At 40.0% G+C, this 13,509-nt stretch carries 10 protein-coding genes and 2 tRNA genes; 11 read left to right on the top strand and 1 reads right to left on the bottom strand.

What is annotated here, in order from left to right; genetic code table 11:
* Window positions 1-50 precede the first annotated feature (50 nt).
* The 7 genes from mutS to JYB62_RS14505 all read left to right on the top strand — a co-directional run bounded on the left by mutS (window position 51) and on the right by JYB62_RS14505 (window position 6,782).
* Window positions 51-2,657, top strand: coding sequence for a DNA mismatch repair protein MutS (gene mutS / locus JYB62_RS14535; RefSeq protein ID WP_205646141.1), 2,607 nt, complete (start codon window positions 51-53; stop codon window positions 2,655-2,657).
* 53 nt (window positions 2,658-2,710) lie between these two features.
* The gene (locus tag JYB62_RS14530; protein ID WP_205646140.1) at window positions 2,711-3,520 is read left to right on the top strand and encodes a LuxR C-terminal-related transcriptional regulator; all 810 of its coding nucleotides are present in this window, start codon (window positions 2,711-2,713) and stop codon (window positions 3,518-3,520) included.
* A 125-nt stretch (window positions 3,521-3,645) separates the two neighbouring features.
* Window positions 3,646-3,718, top strand: a tRNA-Gly gene (locus tag JYB62_RS14525).
* Window positions 3,719-3,785: 67 nt separating this feature from the next.
* Window positions 3,786-3,869, top strand: a tRNA-Leu gene (locus JYB62_RS14520).
* A 42-nt stretch (window positions 3,870-3,911) separates the two neighbouring features.
* The gene (locus JYB62_RS14515; protein WP_205646139.1) at window positions 3,912-4,151 is read left to right on the top strand and encodes a GIY-YIG nuclease family protein; all 240 of its coding nucleotides are present in this window, start codon (window positions 3,912-3,914) and stop codon (window positions 4,149-4,151) included.
* Between the two features lie 250 nt (window positions 4,152-4,401).
* On the top strand, window positions 4,402-5,853 hold the full coding sequence (gene betB / locus JYB62_RS14510; protein ID WP_205646138.1) for a betaine-aldehyde dehydrogenase: 1,452 nt from the start codon (window positions 4,402-4,404) through the stop codon (window positions 5,851-5,853).
* Window positions 5,854-5,930: 77 nt separating this feature from the next.
* Window positions 5,931-6,782 (top strand): mechanosensitive ion channel family protein, encoded by an 852-nt coding sequence (locus JYB62_RS14505; protein WP_205646137.1) that lies wholly within the window; start codon window positions 5,931-5,933, stop codon window positions 6,780-6,782.
* Window position 6,783: 1 nt separating this feature from the next.
* On the opposite strand, the gene JYB62_RS14500 is transcribed toward JYB62_RS14505, so the two are convergent.
* Complete coding sequence (locus JYB62_RS14500; protein WP_205646136.1) at window positions 6,784-7,251, bottom strand: pyrophosphohydrolase domain-containing protein; 468 nt, start codon at window positions 7,249-7,251, stop codon at window positions 6,784-6,786.
* 262 nt (window positions 7,252-7,513) lie between these two features.
* Between JYB62_RS14500 and dapF the strand changes: the two genes are divergently transcribed.
* From dapF to JYB62_RS14480, 4 genes are all read left to right on the top strand, one after another.
* A complete protein-coding gene (gene dapF, locus JYB62_RS14495) occupies window positions 7,514-8,287 on the top strand; it encodes a diaminopimelate epimerase (protein ID WP_205646135.1) in 774 nt (257 codons plus the stop codon).
* Window positions 8,288-8,385: 98 nt separating this feature from the next.
* Window positions 8,386-11,763, top strand: coding sequence for a preprotein translocase subunit SecA (gene secA, locus JYB62_RS14490; protein ID WP_205646134.1), 3,378 nt, complete (start codon window positions 8,386-8,388; stop codon window positions 11,761-11,763).
* Window positions 11,764-11,774: 11 nt separating this feature from the next.
* The gene (locus JYB62_RS14485) at window positions 11,775-12,317 is read left to right on the top strand and encodes a hypothetical protein (protein WP_205646133.1); all 543 of its coding nucleotides are present in this window, start codon (window positions 11,775-11,777) and stop codon (window positions 12,315-12,317) included.
* A complete protein-coding gene (locus JYB62_RS14480; protein WP_205646132.1) occupies window positions 12,298-13,488 on the top strand; it encodes a M20 metallopeptidase family protein in 1,191 nt (396 codons plus the stop codon). The genes JYB62_RS14485 and JYB62_RS14480 overlap by 20 nt, the downstream gene beginning before the upstream one ends.
* The last annotated feature ends 21 nt before the right edge of the window (window positions 13,489-13,509 follow it).

Genomic DNA, 13,509 nt, shown 5'->3' with positions numbered 1-13,509 from the left:
TCTAAAGGAATAACCTGAGCAAAAATAGTATAAAGTAAGCATACCCTCCCATGAGTAAATCCAAAGATGGCAAAGAAACCCCTTTAATGAAGCAGTATAATGCCATTAAAGCCAAACATCCAGGCGCCTTATTGTTGTTTCGGGTAGGGGATTTTTATGAAACTTTTGGTGAAGATGCCGTCAAAGCAAGCAAGGTTCTGGACATTGTATTGACGAAAAGAGCAAATGGCTCTGCCTCTCATATTGAATTGGCAGGTTTTCCCCACCACTCCCTTGATACTTACCTACCTAAATTGGTAAGAGCTGGAAACAGGGTTGCTATTTGTGACCAATTGGAGGATCCCAAATCAGTCAAAGGAATTGTGAAGAGGGGCGTGACTGAATTAGTAACACCAGGCCTTTCCTTCAATGATCAGGTACTGGACACGAAACGAAATAATTATTTAGCGTCCATCCACTTTGGAAAGGATACACATGGTATATCATTTCTAGACTTGTCCACAGGTGAATTCATGTGCGCCGAGGGTTCAGCATCTTATCTGGAAAAGTTGATCCAGAGTTTTGCTCCTTCCGAAATTATTTACTCCAAAGCTACTAGAAAAGTGGCTCAGGAACTGCTAAAGGATGATTTCATTACGTTTCATTGTGAAGATTGGGTTTTCCAATTTGACTTTACCTATGAAAAACTTAAGGGCCATTTTGGAACCGCTAACCTAAAAGGTTTTGGAATTGAAGATCAAGAATTAGGGATAATCGCAGCAGGGGCAATTTTATATTACCTGGAAGAGACAGAGCATAAAGAAATTCAGCATATCTCGGCTATTTCCAGAATTGCAGAGGAGAAATATGTATGGTTGGATAAATTTACCATCCGCAATTTGGAGTTGGTTTATCCTCAGCATGAAGGAGGAGTGCCATTGATTCAGATATTGGATCAAACCGTTACACCCATGGGTTCCAGAATGATGAAAAAGTGGATGGTGTTGCCTCTTAAAGACAAAGGAGCCATCGAAGAAAGGCTGGATGTTGTAGATTTCTTCTATCAAAATTCATCATTGATAGAAATTATCGTAGGAGAGCTCAAACATATAGGGGATTTGGAGCGCTTGATATCCAAAGTAGTGGTAGGAAGAGCAAACCCTAGAGAGATCAATCAGATCAAAAGAGCCCTAAAAGCACTTATTCCTATCAAGGAGCTTTTAAAAAGTAAGGAAAATCCAACCTTAAAAAGGCTTTCGGATCAACTCAATCTTTGTGAGTTTTTGTTGGAAAAAATTGACAAAGAGCTCAAAGAAGATGCTCCTATGCTGACACATCAAGGAGGCATCATCAAAGATGGAGTTGATGAAGAGCTTGATGAGTATAGAAACCTAGCCAATACTGGAAAGGACTTTTTGGTTCAGCTTCAGCAACGTGAAGTTCAGAATACTGGAATAACCTCTTTAAAAATAGCCTTTAATAAAGTCTTTGGTTATTACCTAGAAGTTACGCACGCCCACAAAGATAAGGTTCCTCAAGAATGGATCAGAAAGCAAACTTTGGTCAATGCGGAGCGGTATATTACTCCAGAATTAAAAGATTATGAGGAAAAAATCCTTCATGCAGAGGAGAGATTAGTAGGATTGGAACAAAAGTATTTTTTAGAGTTGGTTCAGGAAACTGCTAAATATGTTACTCAAATTCAGCAAAATGCACGGGTAGTAGGTACCCTGGATGTGTTATTATCTTTTGCTCAAGTAGCATTGTCTAATTCTTATACTAGGCCAAAAGTTTCAGATACCGAAACATTGGAATTTAAAGATGGTCGTCACCCTGTGATAGAGAAACAACTACCATTAGGAGAAAATTATGTTCCAAACGATATTTATTTGGATCATGACAGCCAGCAAATCATGATCATTACTGGTCCTAACATGGCAGGTAAATCGGCATTATTAAGACAAACAGCTTTGATTGTTTTGATGGCACAAATGGGAAGTTTTGTTCCGGCTTCATTTGCTCGAGTAGGAATTATTGACAAGGTTTTTACAAGAGTTGGAGCATCCGATAATTTATCAAAAGGAGAGTCTACGTTTATGGTGGAGATGACCGAAACGGCTAGCATTTTGAATAATTTATCTAACCGAAGTTTAGTTTTGATGGATGAAATAGGAAGAGGAACTTCTACTTATGATGGGATTTCCATAGCTTGGTCCATCGTGGAATACCTACATAATCATCCGAATTTTAAAGCTAAGACACTTTTTGCAACTCATTACCACGAATTAAACCAGTTGACAGAAGATTTTCCGAGGATAAAAAACTTTAATGTTTCGGTCAAAGAAGTGGGAAACAAAGTCATTTTCATGAGAAAATTGAAGGAAGGTGGTAGCGAACATAGCTTTGGTATTCATGTAGCACAAATGGCGGGCATGCCTAATCCGGTTGTTTTAAGGGCCTCTGAAATTATGGGGCACTTGGAAAAAGACAAAGCAGTCAATGAGAAAAACGAAAGCATTAAATCTATTCCTAAAAATAATTATCAATTAAGTTTATTTGAGCTTGATCCTAAGATTCAAGAGGCCAAAGAGTTAATAGAGCAAATAGATATCAATGCGATTTCTCCTATTGAGGCTTTATTGAAATTACATGAGATTAAGAAAAAATTAGAAGGGTAGTTGATTGGTAAATATGTATATTAGAATAGAGTTTAACCAAGGAAGCAGAGTTTATGGATAAGGTGCTTTTGAAGGACCTGAAAAAGCAGGATAAGTATTCAAAATTTTTTCATTCATGGAAAGAGCAGGAGTTTAAAGATTCCCCTAACGAGGAACAGATGCTTGCTGATCTTGAAGTTCTCAGTCAAAATATTGGGATGAGAGAAGGATTGGTAATTGCATGTTTTGATTACCGAAATTTAAGTTTAGGGTTCTTTACTGGAAACATAGAGGAGTTGACAGGCTATCCTGCCTCTATGTTTAAATCGAAAGGGATGGAAACCTCATTTACCATGATTCATCCAGACGATAGAGAAGAACTTTTTCGTTTCCAGAAGATTGTGCTTGATGCTTTTCATCAGCTATCCATTGCGGAGAGACATCGATTTGAGTTTTCTTATACCACCAGATGGGTTCATAGAACTACCCAGGAAGTGTTTTGGATGATGGGAAGGGTAAAACCTTATTTGATCGACTCGGCCGGTAATTTTGCGATGGATTTACATATCATTGTGAAACTGCATACTCCTCCTAAGACCAAAAATTATGACTGGAATTATTCCTATGTGAAAGATGATGGAACTAGGATTTTTGTCAGCAAAAACTCTCCTTCAGATCGTGAAATTTCCTTGACTAAAAAGGAAAAAGAGATTGTTAGATTGATATTGGATGGGCTAGGATCCAAAGAAATCAGTGAAAAATTGAATATCTCTTTTAACACGGTTTCTACCCATCGAAAAAATATTTTAAGGAAGTTGGGGGCAAAAAACTTGGGAGAAATGATAAAAATTATCGCATCGTATGACTTTGATATGGTGCTGTAAATCAAGTTTATCAGAATTTTTCGTAAGAAAAAGAAAAAAAATACGCGTTCAATACTTGTAAATTTATTTTACGATCTTACCTTTGCATCCACAAATCGCTCAAAGATCGTTTGAGTTTTGAAAAAGCGAGAGTAGCTCAGCTGGTAGAGCACGACCTTGCCAAGGTCGGGGTCGCGAGTTCGAATCTCGTCTCTCGCTCTAAGAAGCCCTTGATTCAAGGGCTTTCTTGTTTAGAGTTTAAGTAGCTCCGAATTGTTGGAGTGAAGCCGGGATGGTGGAATAGGTAGACACGCAAGACTTAAAATCTTGTGGCTTCACGGCCGTGCGGGTTCGATTCCCGCTCCTGGTACAAAAGCCTCACAGCAATGTGAGGCTTTTTGTATTTTAGGGTATGTTTCAAGTTTATGCTATATCGAGTCAGACCAGAGAATACATTTATGTAGGTCTCACCTCCGATCTTGAAAACCGGATAACACGTCACAATTCGGGATACGAGCGAACTACAAAACCCTATCGGCCCTTCAAATTGATTTATAGTGAAGAATTTCCAGATAGGTCTTCCGCAAGAAGACGGGAAAAGGAATTGAAAACAAGCCATGGTAAGCGGTTTTTAAAGGCATTGCTAAAATAGTGCGGGCCTGCCTACTGCAGGTAGGTTCGATTTTACCAGTCCCGCTCCTGGCCTCCCTGTAGGAGGTAAATCCAAAAGCCTCACAGTGATGTGGGGCTTTTTGTATTTTAGGGTATGCTTCATTAATTTTTTCAAATTCCACCGCTACTTTCTTGGGACAGGATCATAAGACCTATAAATTTGAATGACCATTCAACTTTTGCCTTTATTTCACGAAAAATGATCCCACAAGGCCATTAAATCTACAAAAATGCAAATCATCCCTTTATTTATAGATAATAAGCCAGTCGGCGGACAAGGTAAGATTTTTGATAACTTCAATCCTGCTACCGGTGAAAAGACTCATCAAGTCACCAGTGCTTCTCCGGAAGATTTTGAAAAGGCGATTGAGTCCGCAAAAAGAGGCTTCAAAGTATGGTCTGCCATGTCTCCCACCGAACGAGGAAGAATTTTACATAAAGCTTCAGCATTATTACGTGAGAAAAATGAGGAATTGGCCTTATTGGAATCTCAGGATTCCGGTAAACCCTTCAAAGAAGCTATAGCAGTAGATGTAATTTCCGGAGCAGATTGTTTGGAATATTATGCAGGATTAGCCCCCTCCTTACATGGAGAGCATTTTGAATTGGGAGGAGATTTTGCCTATACCAAGAGGGAACCTTTGGGTATTTGCGGAGGAATAGGAGCATGGAACTATCCAATTCAAATCGCTTGCTGGAAAGCAGCCCCTGCTTTAGCTTGTGGGAATGTGATGATTTTTAAACCTGCTGAATTGACTCCTTTGACAGCCTTTCTTTTGGGTGATGTATTTAAGGAAGCTGGGATGCCTGATGGAGTTTTCAACGTGATCCAAGGCGATGGAGAAGTAGGACAATTAATGACTGCTCACCCAGACATCGCTAAGGTTTCTATAACTGGGGAAGTAGGAACGGGAAAGAAGGTCATGGCTGCTTCTGCTGCTACCCTGAAGCATGTTACTTTGGAATTAGGGGGAAAATCACCCATTATTATTTTTGAAGATGCCGATATTGATGAAGCGGTCAATGGGGCCATGCTTGGCAACTTTTACACTCAAGGAGAAATTTGTAGCAATGGAACTCGCGTTTTTGTGCATGAAACTATCCGCGAAAAATTTATTGCAACACTTGTCGAAAAGGCGAAGCAGCTCAGAGTGGGTAATCCTTCAAATCCTGAGACCCAAATAGGTGCACTAATCAATAAAAGCCATTTTGAAAAAGTGATGGGCTACATTGAATTGGGGAAAGAGCAAGGAGCCGAATTAATCTATGGCGGGAAGCAAATCAAGGTCTCTGGTTGTGAAGGAGGTTATTTCATTGAGCCCACTATTTTTGGAAGCAAAGTGGACCATTGCCAGATCGTTCAAGAAGAAATTTTTGGTCCGGTCATGACTATCCTGACATTCAAAGAGGAGTCAGAGGTTTTACAACGTGCCAATGATACCGAGTTTGGTTTAGCTGCTGGTGTCTATACCAATGATTTGCGAAGAGCCCATCGTATGGTAGCCGGTCTTCAAGCAGGTATGTGTTGGATCAATACCTACAATATCAATCCAGTTGAAATCCCTTTTGGGGGCTATAAACAATCCGGGATAGGAAGAGAAAATGGATTGGCGGCCATCGAGCATTATTCCCAATTGAAGACTGTATATGTTGCAATGAAAGACCTTGGCAATCCTTTTTAATTCAAGCAAGTTCCTCATATTCCTACATTGATAGGGCAGAAAATTCTAATCTGATTGACTTTTTGTATTTTACTAAAATGAAGGAATTGGAATTTTTCTCTATGGATTGGGCTACCCTCAAAAACGGATTGCTCGTTGCGGGTGTCGCTTTAGGTGTTTTTTTATTATTTGTCTTTTTCGCTAGAAAATCGAAGACCTTTCTGAGGGCTCGTTTGATAAAGCGAATGGAGGATGATTTACTGGCAAATTTTCTTGCTGGGATTGCCAGTGCTTTGGTCATCCTAGCTGGCTTGTTGGTTGTCCTTAGAATTATTGGTTTATCAGGAGTGGTTTCTGGATTATTGGCCGGGGCCGGAATTTCCGCTTTCATCATTGGTTTTGCCTTGAAAGATATTGGGGAAAACTTTTTAGCAGGGATCATTCTCGCATTCAAAAGACCTTTTCGGGTAGGTGATTTGGTAGATATCATTGGGATGAGAGGTCAGGTACTTACCCTCAACCTGAGAGATACCCAAATTAAAACGGCAGACGGAAAAGATGTATTCATTCCTAATGGAGTCATTCTAAAAAACCCACTGACCAATTTTACCATTGATGGATTCCTTCGATATGATTTTATTATTGGTCTGGATTATGGTTCCGATTACCAAGGTGCAGTTGAATTGATCCAATCTTCTATTGTGACTGTTCCAGGGGTGCTGCAAGGGGCTAAATCCCCGAAAGTTTGGGTTGTGGAATTAGCAGAAAGTACCTTAAATATCCAAGTGACATTTTGGGTAGATACTTTTGAACGTTCAATTTCTGATGCAGTAGTCAAAAGTAACGCCATCATTCAGGTATTGACGGCATTAGAAAAGGCCGGCTATAATTTGCCGGCCAAGATCGTTGAATTGAAAAATCATCAGGGGAAAAGTCTGAAGACTTCTTAATTTATTTATTGAGGATACCTGCTAAGTCAGCAGGAGAATAATTGACTGATTTTAGGGTTTTGTGATCCCCTTCTCTGAAAACTAAATAAAGCTCCCCTTCTTTTTCATAAAAGCAAGGAGTTCCCTTTGCTTCATAATGTGCTACGGTCGCTTTCGCTTCTTCTTCTGATTTACAGGCTTTACTCATGTTGGAGCGTTGAACCTCATCAAATAGGGTTTTGAATTTTTCTCCTAATCCAAACTCTAAGATGGCACCAGATAATACGTATTGTAAATCACAAAGAGCATCGGCAATTTCAACCAGGTCTTTGTTTTCAATCGCTTCTTCCAATTCTCTTAGCTCTTCTGCCAATAAGGAAACACGTAGATTACAGCGCGTATCGGAAGGAATGGTAGGTTCAGCTAAAACTGGATGTTTGAATGTCTCGTGAAATAAAGCGACCGAGGTAAGTGACTTTGGATCTTGCATGTTTTATTTTAATGATTGTTCGAAATAAATGAAAAAGACTGGAATAACCGGTCTTTAGAGGAAGCTTTTATTCCTGCAAATTGAGGATCTGCTTTGAAAAGCCCCTTGATTATTCGAAATGGGCTGTATACTAGCGCAATTTCTGCCGTTTTTTAAATTGAGAATCAGACAATAAGTCTGATTTTGTGACAAGTTGATTAAGTTTGCAATCTATATGGCAGTTGGTTGAATTTTTGAACCAAGTTGCTAGAATTATAATTCCATGGAAATTACCTTTTATAAATATCAAGGAACAGGAAATGATTTTGTAATGATCGATGATCGTTCTGAAGCATTTGATGTTTCTAATTTGGAGCTTGTTTCAAAGTTATGCAACCGTAAGTTTGGAATAGGGGCCGATGGATTGATTTTGATTCGGAATCATCCAGATTATGATTTTGAAATGATTTATTTCAATGCCGATGGGTCGCAGAGTATGTGTGGAAATGGAGCACGATGTGCTGTTGCTTTTTCTGCATTTTTGGGAATTGTTACATTCAAGACTCATTTTCTTGCCATTGATGGTGCTCATGATGCAGTGATCAAAGATGGTTTAGTCCAGTTACTGATGGGAGATGTGAGCGGTATAGAGTCCAAAGAGCAGGATTATTTCGTCAATACCGGATCGCCTCATCATATTCGTTTAGTAGGTGCAGTATCTGACTATCCAGTTTATGCCGAAGGTAAAGAGGTGAGATACAGTTCCTCTTATGCTCCCGGAGGTGCCAATGTCAACTTTGTAGAAGCGATTTCTGATGATGAGCTATTTGTTAGAACCTATGAAAGAGGCGTAGAAAATGAAACCCTTTCCTGTGGGACAGGGGTGACCGCCGCAGCATTGGTCTATGGAAAGGATCTTCCTGCCGCTGAAATAAAAATTAATACCCTTGGAGGGAAGTTATCCGTTAAATTTACTTCTAAGCCATCAGGAGGTTTTACCGATATTTGGTTAATCGGTCCAGCAGAGCAAGTGTTTAGCGGAACTATTAAACTTTAGAAGAAAAAGGATCATTCAGGACTAACTGAATATCATTATCAATTGTAATAAAAAGGGCTTAATTTTAGAGCCCGATTTGAGAATCACATTCACTCGACATGTTAGAATTAATTGCCAAAGGACTCGCGAAAGTATTCGGTACTAAGTCCGATAGAGATATTAAAGAATTATCCCCAAAAGTAGAAGAGATCAATAAGATCTTTAAAAGCTTAGCTTCTCTCAGTGATGATGAGTTGCGGGCAAAGACTGCTGAAATCAAAGGTATCATTGATGCTAAACTCAAAACTATCGATGATAGCATTGGAGAGCTAAGAATAAAGATCAATGAACTTCCTGCGAATGCAATTCATGAAAAGGACCAACTTTTCAACGAAATTGATCAACTGGAGAAGCAGCGGGATGAATCCTTGGAAGAGGTACTTTTGGAGGTTATGCCTACGGCTTTTGCTGTAGTGAAAGAGACTGCGAGAAGATTCAAAGAAAACAAGCAGCTGAAAGTTACAGCCAATTTACATGACCGTGAATTGGCAGCTCGCAAGCAAAATGTTGAAATCGATGGAGATCTTGCCATCTGGCACAACACCTGGTTAGCAGCAGGTAACGAAGTAGTTTGGGATATGGTCCACTACGATGTTCAGCTAATAGGAGGGATGGTTTTACATAGTGGTAAAATTGCAGAGATGGCTACTGGTGAGGGTAAAACCTTGGTTTCCACACTTCCTGCGTACCTCAATGCCTTGGCAGGAAGAGGAGTTCACATTGTCACAGTCAATGATTACCTGGCGAAACGTGACTCCGAATGGAATGCACCACTTTTTGAATTCCATGGGCTGTCTGTAGACTGTATTGATAAATACCAACCGAATTCAGCTGGAAGAAAGAAAGCCTATGCATGTGATATCGTGTATGGTACCAATAACGAATTTGGATTTGACTATTTGCGTGACAACATGGCTCGTGATGGCGGAGACTTGGTTCAAGGCAAGCATCATTTTGCCATGGTCGATGAGGTCGATTCCGTATTGATTGATGATGCTCGTACTCCATTGATTATTTCTGGCCCTGTGCCAAAAGGCGATGTACATGAGTTTGATGACATGAAGCCTCGTGTGGCCACTTTGGTTGACGAACAAAGAAAATTAGTTCAAGGATACCTTACCTCTGCTAAGAAATTATTGGCAGAAGGAAATGAAAAAGAAGGGGGATTGGCATTATTTAGAGCTTTTAGAGGGATGCCTAAATACAAGCCATTGATCAAGTACCTTTCTGAGCCAGGTATTCGGGTAATTCTTCAAAAAACAGAAAACTTCTATCTACAGGACAATAAGCGAAACATGCCTGAGGCTGATGAGCCACTTTTGTTTACGATTGATGAAAAAACCAATGTGGTTGATTTGACTGATCGTGGGATAGATACGATGACTAGCAAAAATGAAAATGCTGAGTTTTTCATTTTGCCGGATATCGGTGTAGTAATCGCAGACTTGGAAAAGGATGATTCTTTGAATGATAAAGAGAAGTTGGTTCGAAAAGAAGAAGTCATCAAAGACTATGGTGTAAAAGCACAACGTATCCATACCGTAAATCAATTGCTAAAGGCTTATTGTATGTTTGAACGAGACACAGAGTACATCATTGTGGATGGAAAAGTGAAGATCGTGGATGAGCAAACAGGTCGTGTCATGGAGGGTAGAAGATACTCGGATGGATTACACCAGGCGATTGAAGCGAAGGAAAACGTGAAAGTGGAGGATGCCACTCAGACTTACGCGACGATTACCTTACAGAACTATTTCAGAATGTACCACAAGTTGGCTGGTATGACTGGTACAGCAGAAACTGAAGCTGGGGAATTTTGGGAAATCTATAAATTGGACGTGGTAGTAATTCCTACCAACCGAGTTATCCAACGTTCAGATAGAGAAGATAAAGTTTATAAAACCGTCCGTGAGAAATTCAATGCGGTGGTTGATGAAATCAATGAATTGGTAGCAGCCGGAAGACCTGTCTTGGTGGGTACCACTTCAGTGGAAATTTCAGAGGTGTTAAGTAGAATGCTGACTTTGAAGAAAATTCCTCATCAGGTATTGAATGCGAAGCAACACGCGAAGGAAGCAGATGTAGTTGCTGCTGCTGGTCAAGCAGGTACCGTAACCATCGCTACCAACATGGCAGGTCGTGGTACCGATATTAAGCTTTCGGATGAATCCAAAAAAGCAGGAGGTTTAGCCATTATAGGTACCGAAAGACACGAATCCAGAAGGGTGGATAGACAGTTGAGAGGTCGTGCTGGACGTCAAGGTGATGTGGGTTCTTCTCAATTCTTCGTTTCGCTTGAAGATAGCCTAATGCGTCTATTTGGTTCGGATCGAATTGCCAAGTTAATGGACCGAATGGGGCTTGAAGAAGGAGAGGTAATTCAACATAGTATGATTACTAAATCCATTGAGCGTGCTCAAACGAAAGTAGAAGAAAATAACTTTGGCACCAGAAAGAGGTTGCTAGAGTATGATGATGTGATGAACTCACAGCGTGAAGTAGTGTATAAAAGAAGAAGAAATGCACTAAAAGGAGATCGTCTGGAGTTAGATATATTGAATATCATGTATGATGTATGCGAAAGCAACATCGAAATGGGAAAATCTACCGGTGATCCAGAAGATTTGAGATTGAATGTCTTTACGTCATTGGGCTTGGATTATCAGATTTCTGAAAGTGATTTGAAATCTAAGGATTCTACTACTTTGACTCAGGAGTTGTATGAAGCAGCCTTTGATAATTACCAGAAAAAGAATGAGTTAATCATGAGCACTGCGCTCCCAATCTTCAAGAAAGTTCAGGAAGAAAGAGGAGCTACTGTAAAAGATATCATGGTTCCGATTTCTGATGGCATCAAGCAGATTGGAGTAGTCGTAAATCTAGAGGGAATGATCAATAGTGAAGGTCGTGAATTGATCCGATCCATTGAAAAGAACGTGACCTTGGCGATCATTGATCAAAACTGGAAAGAGCATCTGCGCGATATGGATGACTTGAAGCAGTCTGTTCAGAATGCAGTGTATGAGCAAAAAGACCCGTTATTGATTTATAAGTTTGAAGCGTTTGAAATGTTCAAGCGCTTCATCGGTAAATTGAACGAAGATGTCATTTCATTCATTTCTAGGGCGGATTTACCGAAGCAAGACCCAAGTCAAGTGAATGTGGCGCAGCCTCCGAGAGCGGCAGAGCCACAGGGACAAGCGAGCAAAGCAGAAGTTTCCAGTACTTTGAATCCTGGTGCCAATAGAGCGGCTGCTGCTGCAGCAAGTGCTGGAAGACCAGCTCCTCAAGTGGTTGCTCCAAGAAAGTCAGACAAAGCTTATGGAAGAAATGATCGGGTGAATGTTCAATATACCAATGGAACTACCAAATCAGATGTGAAATATAAAAGTGTGGAGCAGGATATTCAGGAAGGTAAGTGTATTATTATCGATTAAAGTAACAGATTATGAAAGCAGTTTGGATTCTCGGATTAGTAGTCATTGTAGTAGGTTGTAATTCCAGTAAGTCAGCTTCTGGAGGAGCATCTGCTTATGCTTCTTATCAAGAAAATCTGACGAGTTCATTGCCTGTGTATCCTAATTATGAAGCTGAATTGGCAGCTAAATCCAATGACAATGTCAATACTTCCGTGAAAACGGTAGATGCAGAGCTAGAACAGAAGATTCAAGAAATCTATGATAAAAATGTAACGGAGCCTTATTTCAACGGGTATTCGGTATTGGTTTATTCTGGCATTGACCGAACAAAGGCATTTGAGACTCAAGATGAATTGAAGGAATATTTTCCTGATATAAAAGCTGAAATGCAATACCAAGAGCCACGCTATATGGTAAAGGTGGGTAAGTTTAATTATAAAATAGAGGCTCATAAGAGCTTTTCACTGATCAAATCTCAGTTTCCTACTGCAAGAATTATTCAGGATAGATTTCAGAGAAAAGAATATGAAGCCCCTGAAATCTTAAATTCGAATGCTGAAGGACAAAATTAAGTCACTGGCCAAGGCCTATAAAGAAGAAGTTATTGCGAACCGCAGACATCTGCATGCCAATCCAGAACTATCCTATGTCGAGTTTAAGACCTCTGCTTTTGTAGAAGAAAAGCTCAAGGATTTGGGAATTACTAAGATTGATAAAAAAGCTACTACAGGCTGGTCAGCTTTGATCGAAGGTAAAAATCCAAGCAAAAAAGTAGTGGCTCTTCGAGCTGATATGGATGCCTTGCCAATCATAGAAGCTAACGATGTGCCTTATAAATCTAAAAATGTAGGAGTGATGCATGCCTGTGGCCATGATGCCCATACTGCTTCTTTATTGGGAGCGGCTAAAATCCTCAATGAAGTAAAAGACGATTTTGAAGGTACCATCAAATTGATTTTTCAACCAGGAGAAGAGGTAGTACCTGGTGGAGCTTCTTTAATGATCAAAGATAAAGTACTAGAGGACCCTAGACCTGCCGGAATTATTGGTCAGCATGTGATGCCTTTTATTGATTCTGGTAAAGTAGGCTTCAGAAAAGGTATTTACATGGCTAGCGCCGATGAAATCTATGTTACTGTCAAAGGTAAAGGTGGGCATGGAGCCATGCCTGAAACGTTGATTGATCCTGTATTGATTGCTTCCCATATGATTGTGGCATTACAACAAGTGGTAAGTAGAGCTGCAAGTCCTAAAATCCCATCGGTTCTATCTTTTGGACGATTTGAAGCCTTAGGAGCCACCAATGTGATTCCAAATGAAGTGAAGATTCAGGGAACGTTCAGAACCCTGAATGAAGAATGGCGGGCGAAAGCACATGAAAAAATGCTTCAGATCGCTCATGGGATTGTAGAAGGAATGGGAGGAGAACTGGATTTCGAAATCCGAAAAGGATATCCATTCTTACAAAATGATCCAGAATTAACAGACAGATCCCAGCAAGCTGCCATTGAATACCTAGGAAAGGAAAATGTATTGGATTTGGATATTTGGATGGCTGCAGAGGACTTTGCCTATTATTCCCAAGAGATCAACGGTTGTTTTTATAGATTGGGTACCAGAAATGAGGCAAAAGGAATCACTTCTGGAGTACACACCCCAACTTTTGACATTGAAGAAGATGCCTTGGAAATAGGAGCAGGCTTAATGGCTTGGTTGGCAGTGTCAGAATTGCAAAATTCTTAATATTCAGTTTACCTCTTCTTT

Origin of the sequence: Algoriphagus lutimaris (assembly GCF_017051705.1) — a bacterium.
Classification (GTDB): domain Bacteria; phylum Bacteroidota; class Bacteroidia; order Cytophagales; family Cyclobacteriaceae; genus Algoriphagus; species Algoriphagus lutimaris.
This window is presented reverse-complemented; position numbering and strand designations above follow the sequence as displayed.